The organism is Corallococcus sp. AB030, from assembly GCF_003668965.1.
GTDB lineage: Bacteria > Myxococcota > Myxococcia > Myxococcales > Myxococcaceae > Corallococcus > Corallococcus exiguus.
This window is the reverse complement of the sequence record NZ_RAWQ01000083.1, coordinates 1-17,296: the sequence shown is the minus strand read 5'-3', so window position 1 is coordinate 17,296 and position 17,296 is coordinate 1. Positions and strand designations below refer to the sequence as shown.

The following is a 17,296-nucleotide window of genomic DNA, read 5'->3' as shown; positions in this document are numbered from 1 at the left end:
GTCCCTCCGAGCGCCGCGCTCCTCTCCTCGCTGGCGGCTGGTCACCCCGGAGGACACTGTCCACGTTGCGAGGATGGGCGCCGAACGCTCGAGCGGCCAGGGCGCCGAGCCCGTGGCGCACCGCCCGCGCCACTCCGGCGCGCGGCGGAGGCCGGCACCGAAGCGCGAAGGGCCACCCGCCTGGAGCGAGCCGGTGGAGTCCCTCCTCGCCCGGCTGGGCAGCACCTCTCAAGGACTGACCCCGCAGGAAGCCGGGACGCGGCTCGAGTCCCTGGGCCCCAATGCGCTGGAGTCCCGGCGCCGCCGGCCGCTCCCGCTGGAACTGCTGCTGCGGCTGGGCAACCCGCTGGTGCTGGTGCTGCTGGTGGCGTGCGGCATCTCGGCCTTCGTCCACGACCTGACCAGCTCCGCCATCATCGCCGTCATCGTGTTGATCAGCGTGACGCTGGACTTCGTCCAGGAGCACCGCGCCAGCAACGCGGCGGAGCGCCTGCGTGGCGCCGTGGCCCTGCGTGCCCGGGTGCTGCGTGACGGCGTGGAGCAGGTGCGGCCCGCCACGGAGCTTGTCCCCGGGGACGTGGTCCTGCTGGCCACCGGCAGCCGCGTGCCCGCGGACGCACGTCTCATCGAGTCACATGCGCTGTCCGTGAACGAGTCGCTGCTCACCGGCGAGCCCTACCCGGTGGAGAAGGTGCCGGGCCTCGCGTCCGCGGACGCACCGCTCGCGGAGGTGGGCAACACCGTCTTCGCCGGCACGTCGGTGCTGGGAGGCACGGCCCGCGCGCTCGTGTTCGCCACCGGCCGTGACACCGAGGTCGGCGGCATCGCCCGGGGACTGGACGCGCCCGTCGCCTCCACCGCCTTCGAACGGGACACGCGCCGCTTCTCCGTGATGCTGATGCGGCTCACGGTCCTGATGGTGCTGTTCGTGCTCCTGGTGAACCTGACCCTGGAGCGTCCGCTGCTGGAGTCCTTCCTCTTCGCCATGGCCCTGGCGGTGGGGCTCACGCCGGAGCTGCTGCCCATGGTGGTCTCGGTGACGCTCGCCCGGGGCGCCCTGCGGCTCGCGGACCAGGACGTCATCGTCAAGCGGCTGAGCGCGGTGCACGACCTGGGCTGCATGGACGTGCTGTGCACCGACAAGACAGGCACGCTCACGGAGGCGAACATCCGGCTGGAGCGCACCGAGGACGCCACCGCCCAGCACAGCGAGCACACCCTCGCGTGGGCCTTCCTCAACAGCCACTTCGCCACCGGCCTGCGCAGCCCCATGGACGAGGCCATCCTGGCCCGGCGCGTGGAGTGCACGCAGGGCTGGCGGAAGCAGGACGAGCTGCCCTTCGACTTCGAGCGCCGCCGCGTGTCCGTGCTGCTGGAGAAGGACGGCCGCCGCGTCCTGGTGGTGAAGGGCGCGCCGGAGGCCCTGCTGTCCCGATGCGAATCGCTCGAGGCGGCGGACGGGACGGCGCAGGCCCTGGACGCGGACGCGCGGGAGTGCCTGCAAGTCCGCGCCGATGCCTTGAGCGAGCAGGGCTTCCGGGTGCTGGGCCTCGCCTGGCGCGACGTCCCGTCACAGGACGGGCCGCTGTCCCCGGAGGATGAGACGGACCTCGTCTTCGCGGGCTTCGCCTCCTTCCTGGATCCGCCCAAGCAGAGCGCCCGGCCCGCGCTGGCGGCGCTGGGCGAGGCGGGCATCGAGGTCAAGGTGGTGACGGGCGACAACGCGCGGGTGGCGGTGCACGTCTGCCAGGAGCTGGGGCTGGAGGTGCGGGGCGTGCTCACCGGCGCGGAGCTGGCCCTGCTGGACGACCCGGGCCTGCGCGCGCGGGCGGAGGACACCACCGTCTTCGCTCGCGTGTCCCCTTCGCAGAAGAGCCGCATCCTGCGCGCGCTGAGACAGCGCGGCCACGTGGTGGGCTACCTGGGGGACGGCATCAACGACGCGCCTTCGCTGCACGAGGCGGATGTGGGCATCTCCGTCTCGGGCGCGGTGGACGTCGCGCGGGAGGCCGCGGCGCTCCTGCTGCTGCGCCCGGAGCTGGGCGTCCTGCACGACGGCGTCCTGGAGGGGAGGCGCACCTTCGGCAACGTCATGAAGTACATCCGCATGGGGACCAGCTCCAACTTCGGCAACATGTTGAGCATGGCCCTGGCGTCGCTGGTGCTGCCGTTCCTGCCCATGCTGCCCATCCAGATCCTCCTCAACAACATGCTGTACGACGTGTCGGAGCTGGCCATCCCGCTGGACACGGTGGACGCGGAGCAGCTCGCGCGGCCCCCTCGCTGGGACATGCGCTTCGTGCGCCTCTACATGGCGGTGTTCGGCACGCTCAGCTCGCTCTTCGACGCGGCCACCTTCACGGTGCTGCTGCACGGCTTCCACGCCGACGCGCCGCTCTTCCAGACGGGCTGGTTCATGGAGTCACTGACCACGCAGGTGCTGGTCATCTTCATCATCCGCACCCGGGGCGGCGCGGCGCGCAGTCCCCCCGCGCGGCTCCTGGTGCTGTCGTCGCTGGGCGTGGTGGCGGTGGCCTGCGTGCTGCCCTTCACGCCGCTGGGGAACTACCTCGGCTTCGTGCCGCCGCCGCCCGCCATCCTCGCGTCGCTGGGCTCGCTGGTGGCGCTGTACCTGGGCTGCGCGGTGGTGCTCAACCGCTGGTTCTTCCGCCGCTTCGACACCGCCTGACGCGCCCCCTCGCGAAAGGATGCAATCGTCCCGCCAACGGGACGTCTGTAGGCTCATGCGTGGGAGAGACCGAATGACCTGGAACCCGTTGCGCCTGCTGAGCGTGCTGGCCGTGGCCTTGCTGTTCGTCCCTGTCGCCGCGGGTGCCGCGACGCGGCAGCAGGAGCTGGACACGTTGCTGACGCAGTACCACCAGCTGCGCCAGTTCAACGGCGTGGCGCTCGTCGCCAACGAGAAGGGCGTCGTCCTGAAGAAGGCCTATGGCCAGGCCAACTTCGAATGGAACGTGCCCAACACGCCGGACACGAAGTTCCGCCTCGCGTCCGTGACGAAGCAGTTCACCGCGATGGTCATCCTCCAGCTGGTCTCGGAGGGGAAGCTGAAGCTCGACGACACGCTGGTGTCGGCCCTGCCGGACTACCGCAAGGACACGGGCTCGCGCATCACCGTCACCCAGCTGCTCAACCACACGTCCGGCATCCCCAACTACACGAGCCTGCCGGACTTCTTCGCCAAGGAGTCGCGCAACCCGTACTCCGTCGCGGACTTCGTGAAGCGGTTCGCCAGCGGTGACCTGGAGTTCGAGCCCGGCTCGAAGTTCGCCTACAGCAACTCCGGCTACTTCCTGCTGGGCGCCATCATCGAGCGCGTCACCGGCAAGACGTACGCGCAGGCGGTGCAGGAGCGCATCTTCACGCCGCTGGGCATGAAGGACTCCGGCTACGACGTCTCCTCCACGGTGCTGCCCAAGCGCGCCAGCGGCTACGAGCTCGGGCCGGACGGCTACGTCAACGCCTCCTACCTGGACATGTCCCTGCCGTACGCCGCCGGGGCGCTGTACTCGACGGTGGAGGACCTCTACCGCTGGGACCGCGCGCTCTACGAGAACAAGCTGCTGCCGGAGGCCCTGAAGCAGAAGATGTTCACGCCCGGCCTGGAGAACTACGGCTTCGGGTTCTCCATGGACCCGCTGAAGCTGGACGACGGCAAGACGGAGCTCGCCACCATCAACCACAGCGGCGGCATCAACGGGTTCAGCACGCGCATCTTCCGCGTGCCGGCGAGTAAGGAGGTGGTCATCCTCCTGGACAACACGTCGCGCGGCGACAAGCTCAAGCCGCTGGCCGCCGGCCTCTTCAGCGTGCTCCACGGCATCCCGCCCAAGGCGCCCCGGTTGGGCATCCGGGAGATGCTGAGCATGACGGTCGACAAGGAGCCCGTCGCGAAGACCGTCGCGCGCTACCGCGAGCTGAAGGCCACGAAGCCGGACGCGTATGACTTCTCCGATGATCAGCTCAACAGCCTGGGCTACCAGCTGCTCCGGAAGGGCCGCGCGGCGGACGCCGTTGAAGTCTTCAAGCTCAACGTGGAGATGTTCCCCCAGATGGGCAACGGCTACGACAGCCTGGGTGAGGCGTACCTCGCCGTCGGCGACAAGGAGCAGGCGCGAGTGAACTACCGCAAGGCGGTGGAGCTGGACCCCAAGAACACCAACGCGGCGGGCGCGCTTCAGAAGCTGGGCGAACAGTCCGGGCCGCCCGCGACAAAGGCAGCCCCCTAGCGGCACCAGATGTGAGCGAATGCGGTCCGCGCCACGGGCGTTGTGCCCGGGGGGCGGTCCAACGTGGTGCTCACGAAAGGTGCCTGCATGAAGCTCTATTTCAATCCGCGCAGCCGGGCGGTCATTGGCAAGTGGATGCTCGACGAGGCGGGGGTCGAGTACGAAATCGTGCCCATCGACCTGGAGAAGCGGGAGCAGAAGTCGCCGGAGTTCCTCCAGGTGAACCCCGCCGGCAAGCTGCCCGCGCTGGTGGACGGAGATGCGCGCGTGTTCGAGAACGCCGCCCTCTGTCTCTACATCGCGGACAAGTACCCGCAGGCGAAGCTGGCGCCCAAGGTGGATGCGCCCGAGCGCGGCCGGTACCTGTCGCTGATGGTGTACTCGACGTCGCAGCTGGAGCCGTCCATGGGCGACCACATGGCCCAGGCCCCCACGCCGCCGCAGCGCGGGTGGACGGAGTACCCGCAGGCGCTGGACGCCGTGGAGCGCGAGCTGGGAGACGGCCCCTACCTGTTCGGCGACTGGTTCACCGCCGCGGACGTGATGATCGGCTCCATGTTCATCTACCAGCGCATGCTGGGAGGTTCGACGGGACGGCCGAAGCTGGAGGCCTACGTGGACCGGCTGCTCGCGCGTCCCAAGTGCATGAAGCTGCGCTGAGCGCTCCGCGCTTCAGGGCGCGGTGAAGCCCTGCGTGAGCCAGTCGATGAAGACGCGCACGCGCGGGGACAGCTGCCGGTTGCGTGGGTACATCAGGGACACGGGCGTGGGCGTCGGTGGGTGCTGGGGCAGTACGGGCACCAGCGTGCCTCGCCCGAAGTCCTCCTCCAGTCGGTAGCGCGGCGCCTGGATGAGGCCCAGCCCCAGTCGCGCGGCGGCGACGAAGGTCTCCGCGCCGTTCACGGACATCGTGGTGGGCAGCACGACGTGGCGCACCTCGCCGCCCACCGTGAACTCCAGAGGAATCAGGCTCCCCGTCAGCGACGAGCGGAAGCCCACCATGCGGTGCCCGTGCTGGAGCGCCTCGACACTCTCCGGCACGCCGTGCCGCGCCAGGTAGGCCGGGGACGCGCACGTCACCTCCTCCAGCAGCGCCACCCTGCGGGCCACCATGTCGCTGTCCTTGGGCTCACCGGCGCGCAGCACGCAGTCCACGCCCTCGCGCACCAGGTCCACCAGCCGGTCGCCTTCGCTCATGTAGAGCTCGATGCCCGGGTAGCGCTCCAGGAACTCCGGCAGCCGGGGCAGCACGACCCTGCGCGCCAGCGTCCCCTGCACGTCCACTCGCACGAGCCCCTTCGGCTGTCCGCCCACGAACGCCGCGTCCGCCTCCTCCAGGTCCGCCAGCAGGGACACGCAGCGCTGGTAGTACGCCTCGCCGTCCAGCGTGGGGCTCACGTGCCGCGTGGTGCGCTGGAGCAGGCGCACGCCCAGCCGCTCCTCCAACTGCTTCACCGCGTCCGTCACCGACGAGCGCGGCAGCCCCAGGTCCTTCGCGGCCTGCGTGAAGCTCCGGCGCTCCACGATGCGCGTGAAGGCCTTCATGGCGTCGAACCGGTCCATTGTCCGCCCTGTCGAACAGTGATGCCGGAACAAAGCCGATTATCCGCGATGCGGAAAGGTCCATCTTGTCCTCACCTGATGCCCGAGCGCGGACGTCGGCGGACCACAGAGGAGAAGACCCCATGACGACCCAGACCTTGCAGAAGAAGACGGCCCTCGTGACGGGCGGCTCGCGCGGCATCGGCGCCGCGGTGGCGGAGCGGCTCGCTCGTGACGGCTTCAACGTCATCGTCAACTACGCGGGGCACCGCGACGCGGCGGAGGCCGCGGTGCGCAGGATTGAGGCGGCGGGAGGCCGGGCCCTGAGCCTCCAGGCGGATGTCGCGGACCCCACCGCCTTCCCCCGGATGTTCGACGCGGCGGAAGCAGCGTTCGGCGGCGTGGACGTGCTGGTGAACAACGCCGGCATCGGGAAGTTCGTGCGCTTCGCGGACTTCGACGACGCGCTGTTTGATCAGCACGTGGCCGTCAACATCAAGGGCACGTTCAACGGCCTGCGTGAAGCCGCGCGCCGCCTGCGCGACGGGGGGCGCGTCATCAACTTCTCCACCAGCGTCATTGGCCTGCGGATGGAGAACTACGGCGTCTACTCGGCCACCAAGGCCGCCGTGGAGACGATGAGCGCCGTCCTCTCCAAGGAGCTGCGCGGCCGGAACATCACCGTCAACTGCGTGGCGCCCGGACCCACCGCCACCGAGCTGTTTCTGGACGGCAAGTCCCCGGAGTTGGTGGAGCGCATGGCGAAGCTGAACCCCCTGGAGCGGCTGGGCACGCCGGAGGACATCGCCGCGTCCGTCGCATTCCTCGCGGGGCCGGAGGGTGGTTGGATCAACGGACAGGTCCTCCGCGCCAACGGTGGCATGGTCTGAACGCCTGACGTGCGGGCAGGGGACCGGGCGGCCCATGGGGCGCGCGCTCCAGAGGTGATGCTCACGTCGGCGGGTGGCTCCAGGCTGCGGGCGTCCCCACCGTTGCCTCGTGAGCGACACGAAATCAGGGACAGACGGTGGATGGGAGGACTCCCGGCTGCGGGCGCTGGAGCAACTGCTGGCCCTCCCCGTGGCCGAGCTGCGTCCCACGCTGGACAGGGCGGGCCAGCTCGTTTCGGAGTTGCTGAACGCCGACAAGGTGGACGTCTTCCTCTTCGAGCAGAGCAGCCAGAGCCTCGTCGCGGTGGGCACGAGCCAGACGCCCATGGCCCTCCTGCAGAAATCGTTGGGCTTGGACCGGATGCCGCTGGCCAATGGCGGGCGCGCGGTCCAGGTGTACGAGACGGAGACCCCCTTCATGACCGGCCGCGCGGAGGAGGATCCGAACGAGCTCCCCGGCATCAAGCACCGGCTGGGGGTGCGCTCCTCCCTGATGGTGCCGCTGCCCATCGGCATGGAGACGCGGGGCGTCCTCGCCGTGACGTCGGCCCAGAGTGACTTCTTCACCCCCCATGACCTGCGCTTCCTGCAGGCCGTGGCGCGCTGGGTGGGCATGGTGGCCCACCGCGTGGAGCTGGTGCAGGAGCTGACGATGCTGGCGGTGAAGCAGGCCCGCCGCAAGGCGGCCGAGGAACTCATCACCGTGCTCGCGCACGACATGGCCAACCACCTGCTGCCGCTCCAGGCCCGCATCCAGCTCATCCAGCGTCGCGCCGCGCGAAATCAAGCGCCGGAGGACCTGCGGGACGCGACGGGCGCGGCCGCGTCGCTGCGCTCCCTCACCCGGCTCATCAACGACCTGATGGACGTGGGACGCCTGGACCAGGGCCTCTTCAGCCTGCGTCCCCAGCCGGTGGACCTGACGGGGCTGGTGCGGGAGTTGGTCGCGACCGCGAGCACGCCCGAGCGCCCGGTGCACTTCGAGGGGCCCGAGGAGCTGGTGACGGTCGCGGATCCAGACCGCGTGCGGCAGGTGCTGGAGAACCTGGTGGCGAACGCGCTCAAGCACTCGCCGCCAGGGCGGCCCGTGGACATCCGCCTGCAATTGCAGCCGCGTCCGGAAGGGCCGTGGGTGCGCGTGACGGTGCGCGACCAGGGGACGGGCATTCCGTCCGAACAACTGCCCACGCTCTTCGAGCGCTTCACGCGGGGGCCCGGCTCCAAGGGGCTGGGCATCGGCCTGTACCTCGCGCGGCGCATCGCGGAGGCGCATGGCGGCACCCTGGAGGTGGTCTCCACGTCCCGGACCGGCACGTGCTTCGGACTGTCGCTGCCGGTGGTGGCCGGGTAGGCGGAGAGGACTCGCGCGGCGGGGGTGAGGGGAAAAAAGGGGCATTTCCGTTGGGTGGGGGCAGGCGCGAAACCGGAGGGCCATCACGGCCGCCGGGCGCCACCCATCAGGAGCAACCCCATGTCACCGTCCCCACGCCTTCGTTCCGTGGCCCGGCTCACCGCAGTGGCCTTCACCACCCTGGGCCTCAGCGCGACCGCGCAGACGTATGCCTTTCCCGGCAGCAGCGCGGACCTCCCCGAGGGCAGCCACTGGTGGATCATCAATGACCACGGCGGCACCCACAACCGTGACCTGCACGCCGTGCGCTTCGACGACGACGAGAAGCGCTTCACCCGCGTGAAGATTCCCTTCGCGGACTACGCGGCTGACCCGAAGAACTCCGACTGGGTCATCTACGGGCTGCCCGTCACCGCCATCGCGGATGGCGAGGTGCTCACCTGTTGGCGCAACGCCCCGGAGGGCCTCAAGCCGATGGTGTACGGCGGTGACGACGTGCCCCACCCGGGCCGTACCTCCAACCCGCTGCGCATCCCGCGCTCGGGCAACCACGTGAACATCCGCACGGACGACGGGAAGATCATCCTCTACGCGCACCTGCAGCCCGGGAGCGTCCCGGAGGAGCTCTGCCCCTTCAACGCCACCTACGTGGCGGACGCGGAGGACCGCGTGGGGGACCTGCCCCGGGAAGTGATTGTCCCCGCGGCGCAGCGGGTGCGCGTGAAGCGCGGGCAGTTCGTGGGCCGCGTGGGCAGCTCCGGCGCCTCGGCGCATCCCCACCTGCACGTGCACCTGCAGCCGATGACGGGCGCGACGACGGTGGGCACGTCCCTGCCGCTGCCCTATTCGCAGGCGTGGCAGAAGGACGGCGCGGTGAACTACGACTCGTCGCTCGACTTCGTCCCGCTCCAGAACGAGGCGCTCGACCTGTTCCCCCAGGCCATCCACCCGGATCCGCTGTTGCGCCGGGGCGACATCACCGGGGACCCGGTGCTGGAGGTGGCGACGGCGGCCTCGGGCGGCATGGTGGTGACGGCCACGCGGGACGTGACGGGGCGGCTGGCGCTGGGCTCGTGGCAGCTGGCGGGGGACGGCACCTTCACGAAGCTGCATGACGCCTCCGCGGGCGCGGCCAGCTCCATCGCCATGGCCCACCCTCACAGCAGCACCACCCGCGACGTGGTGACGGCGCTGCGTGACGGGGATGGGAAGCTCAAGCTCATCGCCTGGCGGGTCGCGACGAACGGCTCGTTCGAGCGCAAGGGCGAGGCGGGCGGCGACGCGAACGCGACGGAGATCAACGTCGCGGCCCTCCCGGAGGGGCTGGGCGTGGTGAGCGCCTTCCGCGACTCCACGGGCCACCTCAAGGTCAGCACCTGGGAGACGTCCGCGACGCTGGACACGGTGACCCGCAGGGGCAACGGCTTCGGCGAGGAGGCGACGAAGGTGGCCATGACGCCCATCCTCAACGGCCGCGTCGCCGGGGATGCGGGCCGCTTCACCGGCGTCGTCACGGCGGTGCGCACGCCCGCGGGCAACCTGAGCCTGACGGCGTGGGAAATCACCCCGCAGAACCTCGTCATCCAGCGGGGCTCCTATCTGGCGGGCGCGGTGACGGACGTGGCCATGAGCACCGTCACGATTGGCAACAGCGTGCGCGACATGGTGGTGGCCAGCACGCGCCTGACCAACGGCGTGCTGCGCAACATCTCCTTCGACGTCACGGCGTCCGGACAGCTGTTGCGGCGTGACCACGAGGACGGCGAGGCCATCCTCGACTTGAGCGCGGCGCGCGTGAAGGGAGCGCACGTGGTCACCCCGGTGCGGGACACCACGGGCAACCTGCGCGTCTACACCTGGGACGTGGACGCGGACGGCAAGGTGCACCGCACCGGCAAGGAGCGCGCGGGCGCCATCGTGTCGGGCCTGGCCACCACCTCCACCTATGTGGGCGCTCGCTTCGTCATCACCGCCGTGCGCCTGACGACGGGCACGGGGGGCGGGGACCTGCGTCTGATTGCCTGGGACGCGAATCTCCAGTAGCGCGCGAATGTCTTCCCCGGAGCCTCTGGGCTCTGGGGGAATTTTCACGGATTGCCCGGCTTCTCCTTGCCGCCGATGATGCGTTCGAATGACGCTCGGCACCCGTTTTCGCGAGGGGAGGCATCTTGGAGTTGCGACACGGCCCATGGGCGGGTGCATCCCCGGATGCCGGGTTGGAGACGCTGCGGCGTGACCTGGGCCGGGCGCTCGCGAGCGTCTGTCCCGCGTCGCTCGCGGACCGGCGGGAGGACCTGTTGCAGGTCGCGATGATGAAGGTGGTGGAGCTGCGCGGGCGCACCCAGGGCCAGGCGGAGCTGACCCCCGCGTACCTGTACCGGGTGGCGTACACGACGCTCATCGACGAGCTTCGCCGGATGGGGGCGCGCAAGGAGGTGGCGTTGGAGGAGGTGGAGCAGGGGCCCGCCCAACCCGTGGCGCCGGGAGACCCGGAGCGGGCGGCCGGGGCCTCGCAGATTGCGCGGGCCGTGCGTGATTGTCTTCAGGGGCTGGTGCAGGACCGCCGCCTCGCCGTGACGCTGCACCTGCAAGGACACACCGTCCCGGAGGCCGCGGAGCTGCTGGGGTGGGAGGCCAAGCGGACGGAGAACCTCATCTACCGGGGGCTGAGCGCGCTGCGAGCCTGTCTCTCCATGAAGGGAATCCAGCCGTGAGCGAACGCCGTCCCGAGGATGACACGCTGGATGCCGAGGGCGTGGAGCGGCTGCGCACGGCGCTGCGCGAGGATGACGCGGCAGGGGAGCCGGTGGACGCGGACCTCGTCTGGCGCGCGGTGAGGCAGGAGCTGCCGGTGGAGGAGCGCCGGGCGGTCATCGAGCGCGTCGCGGCGGATCCCGCGTGGGCGCAGGCGTGGCGGTTGGCGAAGGCGATGTCGCAGGCGGCGGCGGAGGCGGAGCGGGGGGCTCCGGCGGTGGTGCCCGCGACAGGCGTGGAGGCTCCCGCGAAGGTGGTGTCCCTGACCGCCCGGCGCTTCTGGCAGGGGCGGCAGGCGATGGCGGCGATGGCCGCGACGGTGGTGGTCCTGGTGGGCGCGGTCGTGGTGGTGCGGCAGCAGCAGGCGCAAGTGGACCCGACGCGGATCCGCGGTGGTGCGGCGGAGGCCATCGCCTCGCAGGTGCCGGAGGCCACCGCGCTGCCTCGCGAACAGTTCGTGCTCCGCTGGAGCGGAGTGCCCCAGGCTGTGTCCTGGAACGTGCAGGTGTCGTCGGAGGATTTGAAGGTGTTCCATCGCGCGGAGCGGCTGGAGTCGCGCGAATACACGGTGCCGGTGGACGTGCTCGCGGAGTTGCCCTCCGGAGCGCGCGTCCTGTGGCAGGTGGAAGCGCGGCTTCCGGATGGAAGCGTCCAGCGCGGCAGTACGTTCGTGAACCGGTTGCGGTGAGTGCCGCAACGCTTGGGCCAGGCCGGTGGCTCAATGACAAGCAGAGGGGGACGTATGAAGGCAATCAATGTTGGTAGGGGATGGGTGCGTGCGCTGGTGGCGATGGCGCTGCTGTGGGGCGTCGCGGTCGCGGCGCAGGCCGCTCCCACGCAGGTCCGCCTGGTCGTGACCACGGATCCGCTGGTGGGGGCCACGCATGACACGGTGGTGGCCTCCGTGGTGGACGCGGTCGCCCTGCGCAGGGGGGCCCCGGTGCCCATGACCCTGCGCATCCTGGACGAACACGGCGCCGTGCTCGCGACCGTCACGGGAATCGTGAGCCCGGCGGCGCCTCTGTGGGTGAGCGCGAGGGCGCCTTCTTCCGCCGGGGTCCGCGCGCAGCTCATCCTGCCGCCGGAGGCCGAGCAGCTTTCCGCCGGTGTCCTGGCCATCGAGCGGGAAGGGCTGGGTGATCCGCCGCCGCCGCCCACGAAGCTCGTCTGCGAGTTCCCCGCCAAGGACCCCATCACAACCATGCCGGAGCCTGTCACCATGGGGAAATGCTGGGTGGAGACCGTGGAGACCTGATGTGACCGGAGGGCGGCGACAGCGCGTGGGGCGACTGGGCGGCTTCACCCTGGGGGTGGGGCTGGCCCTGGTCGCCCCCGCGCGGGCCGCCGCCCCCGTGGAGCCCTCCGCGCTCGCCCGGTGCGAGGAGGCCTTCGACGCTCAGCCCGAGGGCTCCGACGCGGCCATGTGCTTCTTCCGGAACGCCCAGGGGCTCCAAGGGCGCGACGAGGCCCGGCGCAGGCTCCAGGGCCTCATCGCGCGGCACCCGGACCGTCCCTGGCTCACGCTGGTGCTCGGCCACATGGAGCTGCTCTCCGAGCCGGCCCTGGCTGAGGCGTCATACCTCCGTGCGGCCCTCGCCTTCCGGAGCCAGGGGAACGCGGAGGGCGAGGTGCTGGCCGGCATCAACCTGCGCAGCGTGCTGGGGATGCGCGGCCAGACGGAGGAGGCGCACCAGTGGGTCCGGCGGGTGGGCGAGGTGGCGCGGGCCTCCGGGGATCCGAAGCTGGAGGTGCGCGCGCTCATCCTGGAGGCGGCGGAGCTGTCCGACCTGGGCCAGGACCTGGGCCGCGCCTACCGCCTGCTCAAGCGCGCGGAGGCCCTGACGTTCCCGGATGGCACGGACGGCATGAAGAAGCAGCTGCTCAGCCCCCTGGCCACGGTGAGCGTGAACCTGGGCCGCTTCGACGAGGCGCTGGACATCTTCGCGCGGCTCGCGGAGCTGGCGGACCGCACGAAGGACGCGGGCACGGAGGCGCGTGTCCGTTTCGCGCTCGCGAACCTCGCCTGGCAGCGGCAGGAGGAGCGTCCCGAACCGGGGGGCCGGCCGGAGCTGTTGCGGCTCGCGCGGGAGGCGCTCGCGACCTCCGAGCGCGCGGGCAGCAAGGCCTTCGAGGCGATGTCGCTGCGCCTCGTGGCGGAGCTGCTGGGCGACGGGTTGGAGGCGCGGAACGAAGCGGAGGACGCCCTGCGCCGCTGCATCGACATCGCCCGGGAGACGGGCCTGCCCGAGCGGCGCATCTCCTGTCTGTGGACGCGCGCCGAACGCCGCTCGGCGGTGGATGCGGCCGCCGCGTGGCGCGACGTGGACGAGGCCCTGTCACTGGCCGCCGAGCATGACAACCCGCTCTATCTCGCCTCCGCGTGGCGTGCCCGGTCGATGGTGGCCTTCCGCACGCGTCCGTTGCCAGAGGCCCTGGGAGAGGCGGAGCGCGCGCTCGACGCGGTGGAGGTGCTGCGCCAGTGGCAGCGGGACGCCTCCAGCCAGGCCGAGCTCTTCTCCAACTGGGCCAGCGACTACCACCGGCTCGCGGGCCGCACCCTGGAGGCCGGAGAGACCTCCGCCGTGCCGCCCCGCGAGGCCCTGGAGCGAGCCTTCGCGGTGAGTGAGCGCCTGCGCGCGAGGACGTTGTTCGAGGCCCTGGTGGCCTCCCGCGCGCTCCCGGCGCAAGAGGAGCCACCAGAGCAACGGGAGGCGAGGGACGGCGTGCTGCGGAGCCTGTCCGTCATTCAGCGGGGGCTGCTGGACCCCGCGCTTTCCGCGTCCGAGCGAACGCGGCTGCTGGGTGAACTCCAGGAGTTGGAGCGTCGGGAGCGCGAGCTGCGACCCGCGACCCAGCGCACGGAGCTGTCATTCGCGTCGCTCGCCGCGACCGAGCAGCGCCTGGGCGAGGAGGAGGCCCTGCTCGTCTTCCTCGCGGGCACGGACCATGACCTCCAGGGTGAGCGCGCGGGCGGCGCGTGGATGCTGGCGGTGACCCGAGAGGGCACGCACGCGTACCGCATCCCGGAGAGAGCACGGCTGCGCCCCGCGGTGGCGCTCCTGTCGGGCCTCATCGAGCGCCGCGATGGTTCGGAGGCAGGTGCCGCCGCGGCGCTCTACGCACAGCTGCTCGCCCCGGCGCTGCGAGACCTTCCCCCGAAGGTGTCGCGCCTGCTGCTGGTGCCGGATGGTCCGCTGCACGACCTGCCGTTCGCCGCGCTGCGGGAGCACGCGGACGGCCCACCGTTGATGGCCCGGTATGAACTGGCGCGGGTACCCTCCGCGAGCCTGCTCCACTACTGGCGCGAGCAGCCCGCGAGGCCCCCCGAGGGCGAGGCCCTGGTCCTGGCGGATCCCGACCGGGGCGGCACCCTTCAGGGCACGCAAGTGGCCTCCGCGAGGGGCGGCGTGTTCCTGGAGACGGCGAACCTGGGCGCGCTTCCGGAGGCGCGGCGCGAGGGCCGCACCGTGAGCGAGGCCCTGGAGGACACGGCCGTGAAGCCCCGGCTGCTCATGGGCGCTGAAGCGTCCGAGCAGGCCCTCAAGGCGTCCCGTTGGGACGCGGTGCGCATCCTCCACGTGGCCGCGCACGCGGTCGTGGACGTCGAGTCCCCCGAGCGCTCCGCCCTGGTGCTGGCTCCGGGCTCGGCGGGGGAGGACGGCCTGCTCCAGCCCCGGGAGATCACGGAACTGCGGCTGCGGGACACGCTGGTGGTGCTCTCCAGCTGCCGGGGAGCCTCTGGCGCGCTGCTCGCGGGAGAAGGCGTGCTGAGCCTCGCGAGGGCCTTCTTCGAGTCGGGAGCGCGAGCCGTGGTGGCCAGCCTGTGGCCCATGCGTGACGCGGAGGCCGCGGAGTTGCTGGAGCGCTACTACCGGCACCTGGCGGAGGGACAGAGCGCGGCGTCGGCGCTGAGAGAAGCCCAGCGCGAGGCCTGGGAGGACGGCGAGCCCGCGGCCATGTGGGCCGGGCTGGGGGTGATGGGGGACGCGGCGCTGGTGCCGGTGAGGCCCGCCGCCGGGGGCCTGGGGCGAAGTGTCTTCCTGGGGGTGTCCGCGGGTACGGGCCTGCTGGCGCTGGGGCTGTGGGGCCTCGGGATGCGCCGTGCGCGCCGGAAGCGGGGGAGCGGGCAAGCGTGAATCCGGAGCAGCCGGCGGGGCGTGCGCGGTAGGGTTCCAGAGCGATGAGTGACGCGAGCCGTGAGCCGGCGCCGAAGCTGACCCTCGAGGTGCGGGACCTGCACAAGTCGTTTGGCGGGCAGCCCGCGCTCCGGGGCGTGGACCTGGTGGTGCCGGAGGGCACGACCTGCGTGCTGATGGGCGTGTCCGGTTCCGGCAAGACGGTGCTGATGAAGCACATCATGGGCCTGATCCGTCCGGACCGGGGCGTGGTGTTGGTGGAGGGCGAGGAGGTGGCGAAGATGGACGAGCCCAAGCTCAACCAGATGCGCCGCAAGCTGGGCATCCTCTTCCAGGCGAACGCGCTGTTCGACTCGCTGAACGTCTTCGACAACGTGGCGTTCCCGCTGCGCGAGCGCACGAAGATGTCCGAGCCGGACATCACCAAGACAGTGAACGAGACGCTGGGGAAGGTAGGCCTGTCGCACGCGGCCACGCGCTTCCCGGGAGAGCTGTCCGGCGGCATGCAGAAGCGCGTGGGCTTCGCGCGCGCGACCATCCTCCAGCCGAAAATCCTGCTCTACGACGACCCCACGGCGGGTCTGGATCCGCTCACCACTGCGGCGGTGAATGAGATCATCACCACGGGCAAGCAGCAGCTGGGCGCCACGTCGCTGGTGATTACGCCGGACGTGGCCTCCGCCTTCGGGACGGCGGACAACCTGGCGCTGATGCACGAGGGCCGAGTGGTGGAGTACGGCCCGCCGGACCACTTCCGTCAGTCGCAGCACCCGGAGGTGAAGGCCTTCCTGCGCAACTGGCTGCGGCGGCGCTCCGCGCAGACCCAGACACCGCAGGCCTGACAAGGATTCAAGTATGCTGCGGGAGCCCGAGGGCCGGCGGGTTCGTGATGGAAGCAGGAGTCCGCATGTCCCGCGGCAAGTTGCGTCCCGTGTTCAAGCGTCTGTGGTTGCTCGCGCCCGTCGCCACGTTGGGGTTGGGGTGCTCCTCGACGTGGGGCTGTGATTCGGATGAGAACTGGGAGCAGCAGACCTTCCCACTTCCCGCCACCCTGCGTGACGGGAGCGTCCCCACGCAGGACACCTCCTGTGAGGAGTTGTGCGAGGCGCTCGGGGCCAGGACGCCCTGTGCTCGCGTCCAGGGGACCGAGGTGGGGGAGGACGGCGGCGTCATCGAACAGGTGAGCTGCGAGGCCCACTTTCTCTGCGAGGGCCGGAGGCCGGAAGGACTGTGCAGCGACGGCGCGGTGGCTTCGGAGACGCCCGCGCTGGGAGCGCTCTTCGCGAGGATGGCGCACCTGGAGGCCGCGTCCGTGCCGGCCTTCGAAAGGCTCGCGGACGAGCTGGCCGTGCACGGGGCCCCGGAGCACCTGGTGCGGGCCGCCAGGCGTTCAGCGAAGGACGAGGTCCGTCACGCGGAAGCGATGGAGTCGCTGGCCCGCCGTCACGGAGCCCCGATGCCGGAGCTGAAGGTGGAGCCTTTCCGGGCCCGGTCACTGGAGTCGCTCGCCATCGAGAACGCTGTGGAGGGCTGCGTGCGGGAGACCTACGGCGCGCTGCTGGCGGGTTGGCAGGCCCGGAGCGCGGAGGACGCGCAGGTGCGCGAGTCCCTGGGCACCATCGCCCCGGATGAACTGAGGCACGCGGAGCTGTCCTGGGCCATCGACGTGTGGGCGCTGGATCAACTGTCCCCGGCCGCCCGCGAGCGAGTGAACGCGGCCCGCCGCGAAGCCTGGCGCGAACTGGAGCAGGACGCAGCGGCCAGCCACCTGCCGGACGCAGTGGCTCGCCACTCCGGGCTGCCCTCCGCGGACGTGGCCCTGAGGCTCGTAAGGGAGCTGGCGTCCGAGCTGATGCCCGGAGCGCTGGCGTAATCAATTGCACATGCGCCGCTCCTCGCATCAGAGGGGCGGCAGCTTCTCCAGGAAGCCCGAGCGCGACAGCCACAGCATCAGCGCGAAGCTGATGGTGTTGAAGGCCGCGTGCGCCACGATGAGCGGCAGCAGCCGTCCCCGGTACCAGAGGACGAAGCCGAACCAGGCGCCCATCACGAACGTCTGGAAGACGGCCAGCGTGCCCTCGTAGAAGTGCCCCACGGAGAAGAGCACCGCGGCACCCAGGATGGCCGGCACCCAGCCTCCCAGCACCACCTTCAGCCGAGGCACCAGGAAGCCTCGGAAGACGAACTCCTCGAAGCCCGTCACCACCACCATGATGGCCGCGAACGCCGGGATGCTCAGTCCCGTGTCCAGCAGCGCCGCCGCCACGCCCTTGCGCGCCGCCAGCTCCGCGCCCGCCAGCTTCAACGCCACCGCGACCGCCGCCAGTGGCACCGACGCCGCCAGGTGCACCACGTACGTGCCCACCAGCACCC

Annotated in this window: 14 protein-coding genes; 12 read left to right on the top strand and 2 right to left on the bottom strand. The window is 71.0% G+C overall.

The features are described 5' to 3' along the window. Positions 1-73: 73 nt before the first annotated feature. The 3 genes from mgtA (at position 74) to D7Y15_RS20415 (ending at position 4,910) form a co-directional block, all read left to right on the top strand. The gene (mgtA, locus tag D7Y15_RS20425) at positions 74-2,689 is read left to right on the top strand and encodes a magnesium-translocating P-type ATPase (protein WP_121753656.1); all 2,616 of its coding nucleotides are present in this window, start codon (positions 74-76) and stop codon (positions 2,687-2,689) included. Between the two features lie 73 nt (positions 2,690-2,762). Then, complete coding sequence (locus D7Y15_RS20420) at positions 2,763-4,250, top strand: serine hydrolase (RefSeq protein WP_121753655.1); 1,488 nt, start codon at positions 2,763-2,765, stop codon at positions 4,248-4,250. A gap of 87 nt (positions 4,251-4,337) precedes the next feature. Next, entirely contained in the window at positions 4,338-4,910 is a 573-nt protein-coding gene (locus tag D7Y15_RS20415; protein WP_121753654.1) for a glutathione S-transferase family protein, read from the top strand. 12 nt (positions 4,911-4,922) lie between these two features. Here the strand turns inward: D7Y15_RS20415 and D7Y15_RS20410 are convergent, their stop codons facing one another. Next, complete coding sequence (locus D7Y15_RS20410; RefSeq protein ID WP_121753653.1) at positions 4,923-5,813, bottom strand: LysR family transcriptional regulator; 891 nt, start codon at positions 5,811-5,813, stop codon at positions 4,923-4,925. A 122-nt stretch (positions 5,814-5,935) separates the two neighbouring features. Here D7Y15_RS20410 and D7Y15_RS20405 point away from each other — a divergent pair, with 122 nt between their 5' ends. From D7Y15_RS20405 to D7Y15_RS20365, 9 genes are all read left to right on the top strand, one after another. Next, the gene (locus D7Y15_RS20405) at positions 5,936-6,682 is read left to right on the top strand and encodes an SDR family oxidoreductase (protein ID WP_121753652.1); all 747 of its coding nucleotides are present in this window, start codon (positions 5,936-5,938) and stop codon (positions 6,680-6,682) included. A 109-nt stretch (positions 6,683-6,791) separates the two neighbouring features. After that, positions 6,792-8,033 carry a GAF domain-containing sensor histidine kinase gene (locus D7Y15_RS20400; RefSeq protein WP_121753651.1) on the top strand — a complete coding sequence of 414 codons (1,242 nt, stop codon included), beginning with the start codon at positions 6,792-6,794 and terminating at the stop codon, positions 8,031-8,033. Between the two features lie 120 nt (positions 8,034-8,153). After that, positions 8,154-10,076, top strand: a complete 1,923-nt coding sequence (locus D7Y15_RS20395; RefSeq protein ID WP_121753650.1) for a M23 family metallopeptidase — start codon at positions 8,154-8,156, stop codon at positions 10,074-10,076. A 125-nt stretch (positions 10,077-10,201) separates the two neighbouring features. Beyond that, complete coding sequence (locus D7Y15_RS20390; RefSeq protein ID WP_121753649.1) at positions 10,202-10,747, top strand: RNA polymerase sigma factor; 546 nt, start codon at positions 10,202-10,204, stop codon at positions 10,745-10,747. Further along, positions 10,744-11,475, top strand: coding sequence for a hypothetical protein (locus tag D7Y15_RS20385; protein ID WP_121753648.1), 732 nt, complete (start codon positions 10,744-10,746; stop codon positions 11,473-11,475). The genes D7Y15_RS20390 and D7Y15_RS20385 overlap by 4 nt, the downstream gene beginning before the upstream one ends. Before the next feature lie 54 nt (positions 11,476-11,529). After that, on the top strand, positions 11,530-12,042 hold the full coding sequence (locus D7Y15_RS20380) for a hypothetical protein (RefSeq protein WP_148712821.1): 513 nt from the start codon (positions 11,530-11,532) through the stop codon (positions 12,040-12,042). Position 12,043: 1 nt separating this feature from the next. Beyond that, positions 12,044-14,923, top strand: coding sequence for a CHAT domain-containing protein (locus D7Y15_RS20375; RefSeq protein WP_199745955.1), 2,880 nt, complete (start codon positions 12,044-12,046; stop codon positions 14,921-14,923). Positions 14,924-14,967: 44 nt separating this feature from the next. Then, positions 14,968-15,765, top strand: coding sequence for an ABC transporter ATP-binding protein (locus tag D7Y15_RS20370; protein WP_121753646.1), 798 nt, complete (start codon positions 14,968-14,970; stop codon positions 15,763-15,765). A 65-nt stretch (positions 15,766-15,830) separates the two neighbouring features. Next, positions 15,831-16,796: a hypothetical protein gene (locus D7Y15_RS20365; RefSeq protein WP_121753645.1), complete on the top strand. Its 966-nt coding sequence runs from the start codon at positions 15,831-15,833 to the stop codon at positions 16,794-16,796. Positions 16,797-16,823: 27 nt separating this feature from the next. On the opposite strand, the gene D7Y15_RS20360 is transcribed toward D7Y15_RS20365, so the two are convergent. Next, positions 16,824-17,296, bottom strand: a 473-nt coding sequence (locus D7Y15_RS20360) for a CPBP family intramembrane glutamic endopeptidase (RefSeq protein WP_148712820.1), incomplete at its 5' end; no start/stop codon positions are given.